Raw genomic sequence first — 16,023 nt, 5'->3', positions numbered from 1 at the left:
ATGGGCGGCTTGATCACTCTTCGTTCACCTCGGGGCAAAACCCAGTCACTTTACGGCGCTAGAGTGCTCGTTCCCAGGTTCGAGGACTTCCGTCCGGTTCAGGTGCGGGACCGCCTGGCCAGCCGGGGTGCTCGCGCCGAGCCGGGCCCCGCGGCCCGGGCGGCAGGCCGGGGTCCCACCTGCCGTTCCGAGAGAGAGTGCCTCCTCCCATGTTCAACAGAGATCGCCGCAGCATGCGGCTGGTCTTCACAGCCGTGGCCGCGCTTACGGCCGCGCTCGTCGCCTCCGTCCTCCCAGGGGCGGCCGTCGCCGCGCCGGGACCGCCCAACCGGCTCGGGCCGGTCCAGATACAGAACGCCATGAACGGCCTCGCCGTGGACGCCGAGGCCGGAGACATGGAGGAGGGCCGCAAGATCCTCCAGTTCACGTACGGCGGCCGGCACGGGCAGCAGTGGTGGTTCGAGGCCGTGACCGGCGCCTCGTACTACCTGAAGAGCAACGTCAACGGTGCCTACTGCATCGGCCTCGACGGCACACTCGCGGTCCTGAAGCTGTGCGGCGGTGACGGTACGACCTGGGAGTTCGACCAGGTCCAGGCCGATACCTACCTGCTGAAGACGCCCGGCGGCGAGCAGTACCTCACGTCCCCCACCACGGCGGGCGGCAGGTCCAACAGCGGCGTCCAGCTCGCCCTCGGCAGCCGCGCCGAAGCCGACACCGGCCGCGGCCACTGGCACCTGACCGACCTGGTGCTGGAGGAGTACACCCCGCCGGCCGACCCCCGGCTCGACCAGGCGACGTTCCTCACCAGCCACAACGCCTTCAACTCCTACGGCGACGGCTACTCCTTCCCCAACCAGTCCCGCAGCATGGCCACCCAGCTGGACGAGGGCGTCCGCGGCATGATGCTGGACGTCTACGACGACGGAGCCACCGTCGAGGACCCGCTGCGCATGTGCCACGGCACGTGCTCGATCGGCGGCGACCGGCGCTTCGAGTACGGCCTCGGCGACATCGTGAAGTTCCTCCAGAAGGACAGCGACGCCGTCGTCACCGTCTTCCTGGAGGACTACGTCGCCGACCGGGCGAAGATGGCCCGCGAGATGAGCGCCGTACCCGGCCTGAAGGAACTGGTCTTCGACCCCGTGGCGCAGGGGGTGGGCACCCACGGCTGGCCGACCCTGTCCCAGATGCGCGGGCTGGGCAAGCGGCTGCTGATCTTCTCCGACAAGGGCGACGTCCCCGAGGTCGGCGTCCGCGCCCAGCGCGACTGGACGGTCGAGAACTACTGGAGCATGGGCGGCCTCGCGGGCAACAAGGACTGCTACACCCGCTGGGACGAGATCCCGCTCACGCGGCAGGAGCCCGGCTTCACCCCGCTGTTCGTGATGAACCAGTTCCGCGACGCTCCCACCGTTATCACCGCCGCCATCGACAACGGCGACTCCCTGGTCGACCGGGCGCTGAACATCTGCGGCCCGGCCGCCCGCAAGACGCCCAACTACGTCGCCGTCGACTTCTACGAGCTGCCCCTCGGCGGCTCCACCCACCGCGCCATCGAGACCATCGGCCGCCACCGGTACACCTCCGAGGCCGCCGCGAACCCGAACCCGCCCTCCCAGCTCCTGAGCGCCTACAACCGCAAGGCGCAGCTGCCCGGCATGCCGAACTGGTCGGCCGCCGGCTACCGCGGCGGCAGCCCGCTGCCCGGCGAGGCGCAGCACACCGGAGACGAGGCCTGCCGCATCACCCCGGAAGAGCTCGAGGGCACCTACGGCGTCAAGCCGGACGACGAGGCCGACGACTCCGCCGGCATCCAGCGGGCCATCGACGACATCCGCACCCGGTGCGGGGGCGTCGCGCAGTTCGAGCGGCTGTCGCTGATCACCCTGCCCGCCGGCAAGCTGAACGTCAGCCGCCAGATCTCCGTGGACGCCAGCTACCTGACCATCCGCGGCCAGGGCAGCGACCCGGCCCGGCCCGGGGGCACCCGGATCGTGTTCCGCCCCGACGACAGCACCAAGTACGACACCCTGACCTCGGACGGCAGCCGCTGGGACCAGGACGCCATGTCCTACGGGTCGGGCGCGGACACCGGCAAGGGCGGCTGGATGTGGCCCGGCCGCGGCCTGTTCCGCGTCTCGACCCGCGAGGTCGCCCCCCGGTACGCGGACGAGCTGGCCGCCGCCCCCGCCAACCGCAAGGACCTCTTCGAGGGCTCGGTCAACCAGCACTGGGCCTCGGGCGTGAAGCTGCGGACCTCCGCGGCCGCGCCGGGCTTCTCCGCGAAAGAGGGCGACCGGGTCGTCCACCTCGACGCCAAGGCCGACCCGGCCCGCTTCCCGGTCGGCGGGCACGTGTGGGTGGGCGCCGCTAACAGCCGGAAGTTCTACGCCCTCCAGAGCGCCACGGACGAGGGCCGGTACGAGAACCTGCACATGCGCCAGCAGGTCTTCCGCATCAGCTCCGTCGATGCGGCGAACCGTACGCTGACCCTGGATAAGCCGCTGGAGTTCGACCTCCCGGTGGACTCCACCTCGGACGGCTCCGCCGCGATCGACGACACCGTCTACCCCAGCAAGGTCACCCCGCTGAAGATGGTGGTCGGCGTCGGGTTCGAGAACTTCTCCTTCACCCAGGACATGCCCGGGATGACCCTCGAACAGGCCCGGCACAACTACGGCAACCTGGCCCCCGCATACGCCATGCACGGCCTGGTCTTCAAGTGGGCCGCCGACTCCTGGGCCCGCGGCGTCCGCGCGGAGATGACCGGATCGCACCCGATCGTCACCGAGGTCGCCAAGAACCTCCAGTTCGAGCGCAACCACCTCGACGGCGCCTGGAACAAGGGCAAGGGCGGCAACGGCTACTTCCGCGGCAGCCGCGTCTGGGACTCCCTCTACGCCCTCAACACCACCCGTAACCTGCGCCACTTCACCCTGCAGTGGTCGGCCTCGGGCAACGTGGTCTACGGCAACGACTTCGACTCCGACCTGAACCTCCACGGCGGCTGGGAGCGCCGCAACCTCTTCGAGAACAACACCGTCCGCGTGCCGTACGAGCACTACTCGGGCAACTGCACCGCCCGCTGCGGCGGCGAGGGCGGCGACGTCGAGGCCGGGACCTGGTACCCGATCTGGTGGGCCGCCGGGGCCAAGGCGCTCAAGTGGTCCGGCTCCTCCGGCCCGCAGAACGTCTTCCACAACAACACCCTCTCCAAGCAGCTCACCCCGGGCGGCCCGTACACGGACTACCTGCCGTACGGGAAGACGGGCGCGGGCGCCCAGCCCGTCTACCAGTTCGGCTCCGCGCCGGGCGACCCGTCCCGCTTCCAGCACCTGACCCAGGGCGGCAGCCCGATCGCCGACTGGAACGGCAGCGAGAAGGCCGACTTCACGGCGGGCGCAGGCGTGGACTCCACCCACACCGCACCGCTCACCTCCGTGTTCCTCAGGAACGCGGGGTAGCGACCACCCCGCTGAACACGCGGCCCGGGCAGTCCGTCTGCCCGGGCCGTCGCGTTCCATACGGGTGCGTCCCGCCGCGGGCGCCTCCTGACACGGGTGCGTCCGCACCCGGAGGCTGCTGCATCGAACCGCCGATGGTCCGGTGCAGGTCAGGACAGTCGGCGAGGAGCTGGGACTGGAGGTGGGGTTGCGCGGGAAGCTGGAGCCGCTACGGGCGAAGTTGACCAAGCTCGCCGACCGTGGATGGCTGCACAAGCGGCCCGACGGAAGGTTCGCCGCACGCCGCTATTGATCAGAAACTCATGGTGTTCACTCGTCAATGACGTAGCAGACGTGCCGGCCGCCGAAGTATCCGCGCACGATGCCAGGTTGGCGTTGTCTGCGGTGGAAGAACCGCCGGGTTTCGGCGGCGAGTTCGGTCTGGTTCCTGGCCCGGTGGGTGTGAGGCAGGCTGCGTTTGAGGTCGGCGTTGACCAGCTCGTCCGGGTTCAGCTCGGGTGAGTACGAGGGCAGGAAGTGCAGCTCGACCTGGTCCTCGTGGTCGGCGAGCCAGGCACGGACGGCCTTCGAGCGGTGGGCCGAGTGCCGGTCGACGACCAGGTGGACCTTACGGTCGAAGTTCCCGACAAGCCGGGCGAGGAAGCGGCACATGACCTTCGCGTCGAACGACTCGGTGAAGACTATGAAGTGCATCCGCCCCCTGGTGCTGATCGCGGACATCGCGTTCACCAAGAACCGGTTCCCGGTGCGGTGCACGACCGGCGTCTGACCCTTGGCTCCCCAGGTGCGGCCGGTGACCTGGTCCGATCGGATGCCGACCTCGTCGGCGAACAGCACCTCGGCGCTCTCCGCCTTCGCTCTGGCCCGGATCGCCGGCCAGGTCTCCTCGCGCCAGATCCGGACCGCCACCGGATCCTGCTCGACCGCCCGCTTGTCCGGCCGCTGGAACGTCGGTCCCCACCGCTTGAGGTACTTGCCCACTCCCGGCTCGGTGAAGCGGACCCGGTACAGCTTGAAGATCAGCTCGCCTGTCAGCCCCGCGTCCACAGCTGACCGGAAAGCCCCAGGCCGGATGAGGTGTGGTCGAGGACGGCCTGCCGCACGGCGGCCTGCTCGGCCTCCCCGAGCACTTGGTGCACACCAACCGGCTTGCCGCGAGGACGCATGACCAGGGCCTCCCGCCCGCCGGCCTGCCACTTCGCCCACCACTGGTCGACCACCTTCAGCGACACCCCAAAGACCGCGGCCACATCCTCGCGGTCCCGTCCCGCCACCAGCACGGCCACCGCACGCAGCCGCAGGGCTTCCTGCGCCGACGGCGACAGACGCCGCGCGTCCCCCACCAGATCGCTCACACCCACCCAACGACCCGAAACCCAAACCGTTTCGGATCAATAAAGGAACGTAGGGCATTAAACCATCAAAAGACACCAAAAGCGCATAGGAGACCGAAAACGGCGATGGCAGCGCCAATAACCCTGAAAGCCACGTTATTGGACTTCCCCATGCCTCCACCCTTCACCTGTCCCACTGAACCCTTCTCATCCTGATCGCCAGGCGGTCTCGATGGTGTGAATGGCGGCGATGGTCCGGCTGATCCGGTTCGGGCTGCAGCGGGCCTTGCGGAAGATCCGCCATTGCTTGAGGCGGGCGAAGGCTCGCTCACCGGGCGCCCTCAGCCGGGCGTGGTCCCGGTTGAACCGCGCGTACCGTTCGGGCAGGTCGCGGCCGTAGTAGGCAGTGCGGACCGTGGCACCGGCTCCGCGGTATGCGCGATCGGCCAGGACGAGGATCTGCCTGGTCAGGCACGCTTGAATCACTCCGTGGGCGCGGGCGGCCGTGAGGTCGTGGGTGCGTCCGGACGGGCCAGGACCGCGACGTTCATCCCGTGGTGGCGGTGCTTTTGCGAGTAGTACGGCTCGTCGGCGGCCACCCGGTCGGTCCTGATCAGGGTGCCGTCAAGGATGAGAAACTCGTTCGGGTCATGGCCCTGCAACGCGTCCAGCAGGGTGGGTGCCTGGTCGGCCAGGATGTCGACGGCCTCGGTCACGTACCGGCCGGCCGTGGCGGTGGAAACACCGAACACGGCTCCCACCTGGTGCAGCGTCTCGTTCTTGCGCAGGTGTACCAGCACAAGGAGGGCCTGCTGGAAGCAGCTCAGCCGCCGCCAGCGCGAACACAGTTCACGCCTTCGGGCGTAGATGAGCCAGGAAACATGCTCAACCACCTCATGTGGGATGTCGAGCATGGCACGATACAGGACCAACAGGGCTCCTGTGTCGAGACGTTGATGAGTGAGATCACCAACCGAACGACCAGGAGCCCTGTCACGTCACGAACTCTCATCAGCCCCTCGTCATCAGCCTCAGAACCCAGGATGAGAAAGGTTCACTGATCTCGATCTCTCCTCCGGGATGGGAGGAAAGCGACAGATAGGGAGTAACCTCTTGCAGTCGCTAGGGTTCATGCAGTCGACACTTCATCGCTTCCTATTTCTTTCAAATAGTTCTGCATTCCGCATGAAAAGTTTGTCGCGCAGGCACGGTTCTGCTTGATCGACAGTAGCGTATGTACCCGGTTTTCAATATCAGCAGGAAAAGCAGGTCGACTGTTCTACGCCAGTCCGCATCAGGAGCGCTTACGCTTGAATGAATCCCTGATGCCCCGAGTGCGCTCGCGAACCTCATCGACGGCTTCCTGAGATTTTGCTCGCGCCTGGTCAGTTTTCCCTTCGGCCTCCAGCCGTCGGTCACCGGTGACCTTCCCGGTGATTTCTTTGATTTTTCCCTTGAATTTATCTGTGGCGCTGCTCATCTTCGTCCTCCCTGTTTCAAAATGTTCAACTGCCTGGTTGGTGCCGGATTCATTGCGGACAAACAGGATAAAGGCTTCAGCCGCAGGAGTCCTCCGGGGAAATGAAGAAAAGACTGTAGGTGTCAGGGGAGAGATCGAGGGCGACGCGGACCGGGTGCGTGAGGGGACCGATGAGGATCAGGCGTCCGGGCCGGCGGTGCGCGGTGAGCAACTCCTGCACGAACGCTGTGTCCGCGAAGGTGACGTGCGTCAGATCGAGAAGGGTTCGTTCGGTCTGTGGGGTGTGTGTCGCGGTGAGGGCCTCATGCAGGCAGTCGGCACTGCTGGCGTCGAATTCACCCCCTGCGCTGAGCAGCGTCGTGGCGGGTGTGCCAGTCGGTTCGTAGCGGACGTAGGCTGTCTCATCGGCGCTGATCCAGACCGGGAAGCCCTCGACGCATACCAGGCGGGTCGGTGTGGTGTTCTTTCGCGCTCGATGATCATCCATGCCGTTTCACCTCGGCATCCGACCGTGGCAGGCACTGTGCCTGCCACGGGGTACGGCAGCACGGGAGGAGCTCTGAGTGGTCAGTGCAGGGCGGTGTCGTCGCGCCTGACCGTGCACAGGGCCCAGATGATGACCGCGGACATGGCGATCATCAGGATCGACCAGGCCGGGTAGTAGGGCAGCGACAGGAAGTTCGCGATGATGACGAGTGCTGCGATGCCCACGCCGGCGACGCGCGCCCATGTGGCCGCCGTGTAGAGGCCGAAGCTCACCACGACGGCGACGATGCCGAGAATCAGGTGGATCCAACCCCATGACGTCAAGTCGAACTCGAAGACGTAGTTCGGCGTCGTGAGGAAGACGTCGTCCTCGGCGATGGCCATGATTCCTCTGAAGATGCCGACGAGTCCGGTGATGCCGAGCATGACGGCACCGAAGACGGTGAGTCCTCCCGCCCACATCTGGCGTGCGGAGCCGGTGGAGTGTGTGGTGGTCATGGGAATGCCTCGCTTCGTGGTGGTGCTGGGCGCGGAAGCCTTGCCTTTCACGGAGGGTTCTTCCTGGAGTCGAGCTGCGCGGGAGACGGGCCTTGCGCCTGGTGTGCGGTTCCTCCCGTGGGGCCGCTCCTGACGGGGATCCGGTCCTTGGGGGTTCAGCGTCCCGCGGCGGGCGGTGAAGGTTGTGCGGCAGTGGCCTGGTCGTCGGTGAGGATCAGTGCCTTCGCCCGGCGGAACTCCTCATCCGTGATGTCGCCCCTCGAGCGCAGCTCGGAGAGTCTGGCCAGCTCGTCCACGCTGCTGGAAGGTCGTGAACCGGTGGCTGTCTTGCGGATGTAGGAGTCGAATTCCTGTTGCTGGGCGCGTGCTTGGGCGATCTCGCGGCGGCCCATGTCCTTGCCGCGGGCAATGACGTACACCAGGATTCCCAGGAACGGGAGCAGGACGACGAAGGCCAGCCAGCCGGCCTTGGCCCATCCGTTCATGTCGTGGTCGCGGAAGATGTCCGTGATGATCCTGAAGAGCAGGATGAACCACAGGATCCACAGGAAGAACCAGAGCATGCTCCAGAACACGCTGAGCAGCGGGAAGTCGTAGGCCAGGTACATGTTCCCTCTCCATTTCCACACCGCGGCGGTCGCCGCTGGGGGCCGAGATGTCTGACGCGGATTCCGGTCGTGTGCGGGATGCGGCCGTCAGATCGGATGGCCAAGGTCGTCCGCCTGGGCGGTATCGGCAGGCCGGTGCAGGCTCGAGCGCCACGCCAGGGCGAGTGCGGTCTCTGCCAGGCCGAGCAATACGAGCCAGAGGCCGGTAAGCCTGGTCAGGACCCGGGCCGACTCGGCTGGAAGCGCCAGGACCACGATGCCGGCGACGATGCCGAGAGAAGCGACCGCGGCGACCAGACCCCGGCTCGGCAACTCCTCCGCGGCCAGGGCGCCGTACAGAGCGATAACTCCGGAGAGCAACCAGACGGCGCCTACGACTAGGGAGAGCGCCGCAACCGTCTGGAACGGGTGGCGCAAGCACAGTACTCCGCCCAGGAGGAGCAGGAGGCTCACCAGTAGTCCCGGAAGCCGGTCGGCGGTATCCCGGCGGCCGAAGACCGTGACGAAGCGGAAGGCCCCGGTGACCAGCAGGTACAAGCCGATAAGCACGCCCAGGACGTGAATGGTCACATCCGGCCAGACCAATGCCAAGGTGCCCAGCACCAGTGTGGTGATCGATCCGGCGAGGAACCAGGCCCAAGAACCGGCCCTCTGGGACAAGCGGTCCGTCAAGACGGTTCCGTCCGCTGGGGAGCTCTGTCCGGCCCGGGACGCAGCCCCGGATGGAGAGGCCATGTCTCCTCCTTCACGCAATGGAGAAGCGCTTTGCGTGCCGATGCGCTTCCCGGCGACGCCGCAGCCTCACCGGGGGACGGAGCGAGGCGGCTTCACGCATATAAGACAGGCGGCCTGCGGGCGTGACCTGGGTCGTCCTCCGAATGACATCGCCTGCCCGGTTGGCGCTCTTTATAAAGGTTGGGAATGTAATGACCTTTATATCCCATATATACCTCTTGACCGTACCCCGCTCCGCGCATGTTGTCCTGCGGAAAGCCGGTCGCACAGTGAGTGACAAGTCGGACACAAGGCGCTCAAGAGAGAGCGGACTGCCCCTATGTACCGTATCGGCCTGTGGCACACGCCGGATCCTGAGACCGTGCCCGATGCCCGCCATAACCAGGCGCACGTCTGCGCATCTCAGGACGGCGTCTCAGGCAGTGCTTGTCCGCGCAGCTCAGGGCGGGTGAGACGGTTGCGTCGTTGCGGGCTGGGCGGTGGTGGTTGCGGTGGGTCCCCGGCGTCTTCGAAGCTGTGGGAGTCGCACCGGCCAGGGTGATTCGAAGGCCCCGGCAGCAGCTGACGACGGCTCCCCCATGTCTCTGCGTACCGGGCACCTATGTGCCCGACGTGCGGCGCTCTGCTCCCGGCGACCTCGTGCCCCCGCGTTCGGCGGGGGAGCCGGTGCCGGCTGGTGGCGACCGGGAGCGATCCCATGAGAACCACGATGAGAAGGAAGACACGACATGAGCAGCAATACCCACGCACGTCGTCGTCCCGGCCGCCGCGCGGCCATGGCTGCCGGGCTCGTCCTGGCCGTCGGGCTCGGCGCGTCGACGCAGGCGACGGCACAGGCCGCCGCCCCCGCCAAGACATCCGCGAAGGCGTCCACCGCGCTGCGGTCGGTCAGCGGCTTCAATGGTGAAGTGGTGACCCAGGTCGCCGATTTCTACGGCGCGTACATCGACGCGAAGGGCGACCCGAAGGGCCCTGACGCCGCGCTGGCCGGGGCGTTGCGTGCGCACTACCTCGCGCCCGCCTTCGCCGCGCGGCTGAAAACCTGGGAGAAGAAGAACAAGGTGGACGGTGTGCTGCGAGCCCAGAACGTCCCGGTGGACTGGACGGTGAGCGAGGGCGCCACCGGTCTCGAGGCCGTCGTCACCCTGGCATTCGGCGGCGGAGAGTCACCCACCACGACGACCAGGTTCGTCGTGGAGCAGGAGGCGACCGGCGACATCATCAACATCCGCACAACGAACAGCACCCCCGTGAAGGCGTCCGCCTCGGTGCGGTCGGTCAGCGGCAGGACCGGTGACCCGGTCACCCGGGTCGCCGATTTCTACGGCGCGTACGTCGACGCGAAGGGCGACCCGAAGGGCCCTGACGCCGCGCTGGCCGGGGCGTTGCGTGCGCACTACCTCGCGCCCGCCTTCGCCAAGCGGCTGAAGGCCTGGGAGAAGAAGAACAAGGTGGACGGTGTGCTGCGAGCCCAGAACGTCCCGGTGGACTGGACGGTGAGTGAGAGCCGCAATGGCCGTGACATCGTCGTCACCCACAACTTCGGCGGTGGGGAGGCGCCGACGGTGAGGACCGATCTCGTCGTGGAGCTGGAGCCAGTGTTCGGTGATGTCACTGACATCCGTGCTACGAGCGCCCGCTGACGCCACATCCGCTTCGCCTGCTCCGCTTCCGGCCCGCGCCGGAAGCGGGCCGGCAGCGCGCCGATGGCCAATATCGGCCGGCCTACTGCGCGGTGCACCGAGATGGCGGGGCGCGGCCCAGGGCATCAGGAAAAGGAACCCGAGACCCTGGCATCCACTCTGTGCCAGTGCCGTGAACCACGGCAGGCCCCCGTAGGCGCAGCGGTTGTCGCACACGCCATTTACTGCGTCAGCCGCCGGTGCTCGACAGGTTGGCTGCGGGGATCGGGACCCAGCGACCGGGTTGGTGATACACACGGTCGTACCGGTAGCCCGGCAGGCCTTTGGTGCTGGTGCTGCGGAAGGGGCGGCCGTTGTCGTCGATACGGACCGTGCCGGTACGGCCTTGTGACGACCAGTCGAGGTTGAGGTACCAGTCGCAGGTGCAGGACTCGTTGAGCGCGGAGACCATCAGCACTTCGGGCTCCTGCAAAGACACCCGGTAAGGGAAGTCGATTGCAGGAATCTTGGTGCCCGCATCGTCGCCGGGCATCGAACGGACCAGGGACTGGTGCGCGTCGAGGTCTACGGAGAAGAAGCGGGGTGTGATGCCGGCGCCGCAGCCGTCGTCTAGGACGTAGACACTGCCCCGGTCGGCAGCGGGGGCGGCACGGTTGACCACGCGTACGTGCAGAGCCTCCAGGACGACGGCGGCGGAGCCACGTCCCTGCACTGTGATCTGCACGCCGCTAGTGCCCCCGTGCACTGCTCGCTGGGAGCCAATCCACGCCGCGATGTCCTCCGGGTACGGCGGCGGCGGAACCTGCTGCGGCGGCCTGGCGACGACGTATTCTTCTCCGCAGCCGGTGAGTCCGCGTATGTGGGAGTTGGCGGTCCAGGTCAAAGGAGCCGCCTGTGGGGCCGCACCAGCGCTTGCCGAGTTCGACCCGGACTTGTCTGGGCGCGTGGCCGACGCCGGGAGGGGGCCGGCGGCAGATGCGGTGAACCCGAGGGCCGTGGCGAGGGCCAAGGCCGCCAGAACTCTCGATCGCACAGGCTGCCGTCGAAGGCGCCCGGGCGGCCGCAGCGGCCAGGGCGCTGAGGTGGGCTTGGGGCGCCGGTCTGCCGGTGTGACGGGACTGGGCGTCACCCCAAGCGAGTCGCAGCCGCTTGCGGAGACAGTCGCCGCGGCATTGCTCGCAAGGGTGACGGGGGCAGCTGCGCCCGTGGTGGTGTGGGCCGCAGAAGCCTGGCGGGTATCGGAGGGGCGTGAGCGTTGCCGTGTGGTGTGGGCCATGATCCACCTGCGGTGCAGCTCCATGCGTTCTTCATGAGAGGCGCCGCACAGTGCGGCGAACCGCTCGATCCCGGCGAAGTCCTGCGGCACCGCTTCCCCCGAGCAGTAGCGGTGCAAGGTGGAGGCATGCACGCCCATCCGGCGGGCCAGTGCCGCATAACTGCGGTCGGTACGCTCCTTCAGGCGCCTCAGCAACAACGCGAAGTCCGCTACATCATCATGCATCGAAGCCATGTGGTCCGTACTCGTATTCATCTGCCGGCCCATGAGGGCATCACCCGAGGAGGCACGACTCCCCGGCGCTCCCAGTATCTGCACGCTGATGAGCCCGAAACGGTTCCAAGAGCACGAAGCACAAGCACGCCAACACCCGCACCGCGGCCAGCGCCACCCGACACTACTGAACTTGAACCCGTGATGTCGGTGGTGTCGCAGAGACCGCTGAACTCTGGTCGTTGGAGATCAAGAGTGCGTCTGGAGCCAGCGCCGCGCAACAGCCAGGGTCACCTCGATGTCGTCGCTCCAGGAACAGACTTCCAGCCACGACAGGTAGCCGCCTTGCATGAAGACCAGGACCTCGCCGGGGCACTCGCCGGCCTCGGTGACGAGCTGCGCTTCGACCGCCACGGCAGTGCTGGGACCAGTGCGTGCGCGCTCCGCCTTGCTGGTTGCGAACAGGCGCGCCCATGGCAGCCGGCCACCCTCGCGATGGGCAGCCTACGGCAGCAGCTTGGTCACCTCATGACAGCCATGATCACCATCGCTGCACGGCATGAGCAGGCCTGGACCCGCTCGTCCTTGCTGACGCCCATCCAATGCCACTGCTGCCCCCATCCACAGCGTGCCCGCGAGCGAGGCGGACGACCTGGTGGCCGCGTTGGAGGCCGGGGCGGTCGCCGGGGCGCAGTGCGAGGTGGTGGAGCCGGGCGGGATGGCGCCGGCCTCTCGGGGCGAGGTGTTCGAGGACGGCTGGGACACGGGCGTGGCGGTCGTAAGCCGGGCAGGGTTGGCCAGCACCCGGATTCGAACCGGGGTTTCCGCATCGGGGCGAACCCGAGTGCGGTGTCCTGGGCCGCTGGACGACGCGTGGCCGGGCGCAGCGTATCCGTACTCCGGCCGGTGGCGCTCCTCCTTTTGCAGGTGGTAGTCCGTTCACCCCCACACCACGGCGCGGCGCCGGGTGCTGGAGGCCCTGGGCGAGGCTGGCGGCCCGTGCACGGCACGGACGCGGAACGCGGACGGGGACGTCGTGGTCTGCACACTCGATGCCGGGCACTACGACCCGGACGACAAGCCGCCCTCCAAGGACGGGAAGCGGGTGGCTGGCACAAGGCGGATGCGTCGATCTGGAACGACCTCGGTGCGGCCTGCACTCCGCACGCGGCCATCTGAAAAACCACGGGAATTCAGGCTCAGGGGAAGCATAGAAATTTCAGCGATTCAGCTCAAGGAACACCAGGTAGATCAGCGCTCCGCGTTTCGTAGGTGGGTGGGATTCCCTGCAAGATCATCTGCGCCCCCGCGGGGTGCCCGTGCCACGATCGTGTCAGCGACCGGCTCGGGCAAGACGATCACGGCGGCCGCGTGCGCGCTGGAGAGCTTCACGGACGGCCGGATCCTCGTCACGGTCCCGACCCTGGACCTGCTCGCCCAGACCGCCCAGGCGTGGCGCCTGGTGGGCCACCGGGCCCCGATGGTCGCGGTGTGCTCGCTGGAGAACGACCCCGTGCTGAACTCGCTGGGGGTGCGCACCACCACCAACCCCATCCAGCTCTCCCTGTGGGCCGGGCACGGGCCGGTCGTCGTGTTCGCCACCTACGCCTCTCTCGTGGACCGTGAGGACGTGGACGCTCCCGAGGGGCAGCGGAAGGTTCGCGGGCCACTGGAGGCAGCTCTGGCGGGCGGTGAGCGCCTGTACGGCCAGCGCATGGACGGGTTCGACCTCGCGATCGTGGATGAGGCGCATGGAACCGCCGGTGATCTTGGTCGTCCGTGGGCGGCGATCCACGACAACGCCCGAATCCCGGCGGACTTCCGGCTCTACCTCACCGCGACCCCGCGCATCCTCGCCGCACCCCGGCCGCAGAAAGGTGCGAACGGCCAGGAGGTGGAGCTCGCGACGATGTCGGACGACCCGGAGGGGACCTACGGCGCGTGGATCGCGGAGCTCGGCCTGTCGGAGGCGATCGAACGGGAGATCCTCGCCGGGTTCGAGATCGACGTCCTGGAGATCCGCGACCCCTCCCCCGCCCTCGGCGAGTCCGAGGAAGCGCGGCGCGGCCGGCGCCTGGCGCTGCTGCAGACCGCGCTCCTGGAGCACGCCGCCGCGTACAACCTCCGTACGGTCATGACGTTCCACCAGAAGGTGGAAGAAGCCGCCGCGTTCGCGGAGAAGCTGCCCGAGACGGCGGCCGAGCTGTACGTGACCGACGCCTCCGACGAGGACCTGGCCGCCGCTGGCAAGCTGCCGAAGTCGTCGATCGACGCGGAGTTCTACGAGCTGGAGGCCGGCCGTCACGTCCCACCGGAGCGGGTGTGGTCGGCGTGGCTGTGCGGCGACCATCTCGTCGCCGAGCGGCGCGAGGTGCTGCGGCAGTTCGCCAACGGCATCGACGCGAACAACCGGCGGGTCCACCGGGCGTTCCTCGCCAGCTGTCGCGTGCTCGGGGAAGGCGTGGACATCACCGGCGAGCGGGGCGTGGAAGCCGTGTGTTTCGCCGACACTCGCGGCTCCCAGGTCGAGATCGTCCAGAACATCGGCCGCGCGCTCCGCCTCAACCGCGATGGGTCCACCAAGGTCGCCAGGATCATCGTGCCCATCTTCCTGGAACCGAACGAGGACCCAACCGACATGGTCGCCTCCGCCAGCTACAAGCCGCTCGTGGCCGTGCTCCAGGGCCTGCGCAGCCACGATGAGCGCCTCGTCGAGCAGCTCGCTTCCCGGGCGCTCACGAGCGGGAAGCGCAAGGTCCACGTGCAGCGGAACGAGGACGGGCGGATCGTCGGCGCCGCCGGCGCGAGCGACGGCGAGGACCAGGAGCACGACGAGGACACCGACGCCGCTGCCGAGTCGGCCCTGCTGCACTTCTCCAGCCCGCGCGACGCTGCGACCATCGCGGCGTTCCTGCGGACCCGGGTCTACCGGCCGGAGTCACTGGTGTGGCTGGAGGGCTACCAGGCCCTGCTGCGATGGCGGAAGGAGAACGAGATCACCGGCCTCTACGCCGTTCCCTACGACGTCGAGGTCGAGGTCGGGGCCACGAAGTCATTTCCGCTGGGCCGGTGGGTGCACCAGCAACGCAAGGCCCTGCGCGCCGGCGAGCTCGAGGACCGTCGCAAGGTCCTCCTGGACGCGCCGGAGGCCGGGATGGTGTGGGAACCGGGCGAGGAGGCATGGGAGAACAAGCTCGCCGCGCTGCGGTCTTACCGGCGGGCGACCGGGCACCTCGCGCCGCGTCAGGACGCGGTGTGGGGCGAGGGCGAGGCGATGGTGCCCATCGGCCAGCAGATGGCGAATCTGCGCCGGAAGAGCGGTCTGGGGAAGGACGCAGAGCGGGCCGCCGTGCGCGCACAGCAGCTGGCCGCGGTCGACGAGGACTGGAACTGTCCCTGGCCACTGGACTGGCAGCGCCACTACCGCGTCCTCGCCGACCTGGTCGACGCCGACGGCGTCCTGCCGGCCATCGAACCCGGCGTGCTGTTCGAGGGCGACGACATCGGACGATGGCTGCAGCGGCAGAAGAACCCGGGCACCTGGACGCAGCTCCTCCCCGAGCAGCAGGAACGACTGTCGAAGCTGGGCGTACAACCCGACCAGGCCCCGTCTCCCGCCCCGGCAGCCGCCTGTACGACGAAGGGCCCGAGCAAGGCCCAGGCAGCGTTCCAGCGCGGCCTGACGGCCCTCACGCAGTGGGTCGAGCGCGAGGGCGACCGGCCGGTGCCGAGGGGGCACAGCGAACAGATCGAGATCGACGGCGAGACGGAGCCGGTGACCATCAAACTGGGCGTATGGGTCTCTAACACCAAGACCCGGCGCGACAAACTGGACCAGGAGCAACGCGACGCGCTACGGAAGCTGGGAGTCGAGTGGGTATGAGCGGGCGGAAGGTGCCGGGCGTCAGGTTCGGTATCTTCGCGGTGCGCATCGTGCTTGACGCCGGGCTGGCAAACTCGCTCGTTTGTATCGTGCTGGGCCTTCTACGCTCCCTTCATGGATGAAGAGGAAGAACGTCATCTGCGTGCGCTTCTTGTGTTGTTGGAGCGAGTAAAAGCGCTTTCCGAGCTCACCACGGGCGAGAGAACGCCAGCTCCCTGGGAGGTTCAGCCCGAGAGTGAGCTGGCTGTCGACGACGCTCAGACCCATCCATATCGTGTGTCTCATGCCGCCTGGATTGCGGCGACGGGACTGCTGCAGGGTTGGGTGACACCTGACCTGGCTTGCTGAGAGGCGGCCTGGAAGGATGTCGCAGTGCCCAAGCCGTATCCGAAGGAGTTCC

11 protein-coding genes, 1 tRNA gene and 3 pseudogenes are annotated in these 16,023 nt (G+C 67.8%); 4 read left to right on the top strand and 11 right to left on the bottom strand.

Going from position 1 to position 16,023, the window contains the following annotated elements; genetic code table 11:
- Positions 1 to 209 precede the first annotated feature (209 nt).
- Entirely contained in the window at positions 210 to 3,467 is a 3,258-nt protein-coding gene (locus AB0398_RS30845; protein WP_366378952.1) for an RICIN domain-containing protein, read from the top strand.
- Between the two features lie 309 nt (positions 3,468 to 3,776).
- Here AB0398_RS30845 and AB0398_RS30840 read toward each other — a convergent pair.
- The 7 genes and pseudogenes from AB0398_RS30840 to AB0398_RS30810 form a co-directional block, all read right to left on the bottom strand.
- Positions 3,777 to 4,762 (bottom strand): annotated as a pseudogene (locus AB0398_RS30840) (IS630 family transposase).
- Positions 4,763 to 5,008: 246 nt separating this feature from the next.
- Positions 5,009 to 5,774: pseudogene (locus tag AB0398_RS30835) on the bottom strand (transposase family protein).
- A gap of 321 nt (positions 5,775 to 6,095) precedes the next feature.
- Positions 6,096 to 6,281: a CsbD family protein gene (locus tag AB0398_RS30830; RefSeq protein WP_366378951.1), complete on the bottom strand. Its 186-nt coding sequence runs from the start codon at positions 6,279 to 6,281 to the stop codon at positions 6,096 to 6,098.
- A 76-nt stretch (positions 6,282 to 6,357) separates the two neighbouring features.
- Entirely contained in the window at positions 6,358 to 6,768 is a 411-nt protein-coding gene (locus tag AB0398_RS30825) for an STAS domain-containing protein (RefSeq protein ID WP_366378950.1), read from the bottom strand.
- 80 nt (positions 6,769 to 6,848) lie between these two features.
- The gene (locus tag AB0398_RS30820; protein ID WP_366378949.1) at positions 6,849 to 7,265 is read right to left on the bottom strand and encodes a hypothetical protein; all 417 of its coding nucleotides are present in this window, start codon (positions 7,263 to 7,265) and stop codon (positions 6,849 to 6,851) included.
- A gap of 155 nt (positions 7,266 to 7,420) precedes the next feature.
- Positions 7,421 to 7,873, bottom strand: coding sequence for an SHOCT domain-containing protein (locus AB0398_RS30815; protein ID WP_366378948.1), 453 nt, complete (start codon positions 7,871 to 7,873; stop codon positions 7,421 to 7,423).
- Between the two features lie 87 nt (positions 7,874 to 7,960).
- Positions 7,961 to 8,545, bottom strand: a complete 585-nt coding sequence (locus tag AB0398_RS30810; protein WP_366378947.1) for a DUF308 domain-containing protein — start codon at positions 8,543 to 8,545, stop codon at positions 7,961 to 7,963.
- A 791-nt stretch (positions 8,546 to 9,336) separates the two neighbouring features.
- On the opposite strand from AB0398_RS30810, the gene AB0398_RS30805 reads away from it, so the two are divergent.
- Positions 9,337 to 10,251, top strand: a complete 915-nt coding sequence (locus AB0398_RS30805; RefSeq protein ID WP_366378946.1) for a hypothetical protein — start codon at positions 9,337 to 9,339, stop codon at positions 10,249 to 10,251.
- Positions 10,252 to 10,480: 229 nt separating this feature from the next.
- On the opposite strand, the gene AB0398_RS30800 is transcribed toward AB0398_RS30805, so the two are convergent.
- The 4 genes and pseudogenes from AB0398_RS30800 to AB0398_RS30785 form a co-directional block, all read right to left on the bottom strand.
- Positions 10,481 to 10,975 carry a hypothetical protein gene (locus tag AB0398_RS30800; RefSeq protein ID WP_366379011.1) on the bottom strand — a complete coding sequence of 165 codons (495 nt, stop codon included), beginning with the start codon at positions 10,973 to 10,975 and terminating at the stop codon, positions 10,481 to 10,483.
- Positions 10,976 to 11,554: 579 nt separating this feature from the next.
- Positions 11,555 to 11,752: pseudogene (locus tag AB0398_RS30795) on the bottom strand (helix-turn-helix transcriptional regulator); the annotation flags it as partial.
- Between the two features lie 237 nt (positions 11,753 to 11,989).
- Positions 11,990 to 12,154, bottom strand: coding sequence for a hypothetical protein (locus AB0398_RS30790; RefSeq protein WP_366378945.1), 165 nt, complete (start codon positions 12,152 to 12,154; stop codon positions 11,990 to 11,992).
- Positions 12,155 to 12,534: 380 nt separating this feature from the next.
- A tRNA-OTHER gene (locus tag AB0398_RS30785) sits at positions 12,535 to 12,619 on the bottom strand.
- Between the two features lie 337 nt (positions 12,620 to 12,956).
- On the opposite strand from AB0398_RS30785, the gene AB0398_RS30780 reads away from it, so the two are divergent.
- The gene (locus AB0398_RS30780; RefSeq protein ID WP_366379009.1) at positions 12,957 to 15,623 is read left to right on the top strand and encodes a Helicase associated domain protein; all 2,667 of its coding nucleotides are present in this window, start codon (positions 12,957 to 12,959) and stop codon (positions 15,621 to 15,623) included.
- A 114-nt stretch (positions 15,624 to 15,737) separates the two neighbouring features.
- On the top strand, positions 15,738 to 15,971 hold the full coding sequence (locus AB0398_RS30775; RefSeq protein WP_366378944.1) for a hypothetical protein: 234 nt from the start codon (positions 15,738 to 15,740) through the stop codon (positions 15,969 to 15,971).
- The last annotated feature ends 52 nt before the right edge of the window (positions 15,972 to 16,023 follow it).

The organism is Streptomyces sp. NPDC086147, assembly GCF_040702165.1.
Classification (GTDB): Bacteria; Actinomycetota; Actinomycetes; order Streptomycetales; family Streptomycetaceae; genus Streptomyces.
This window is presented reverse-complemented; position numbering and strand designations above follow the sequence as displayed.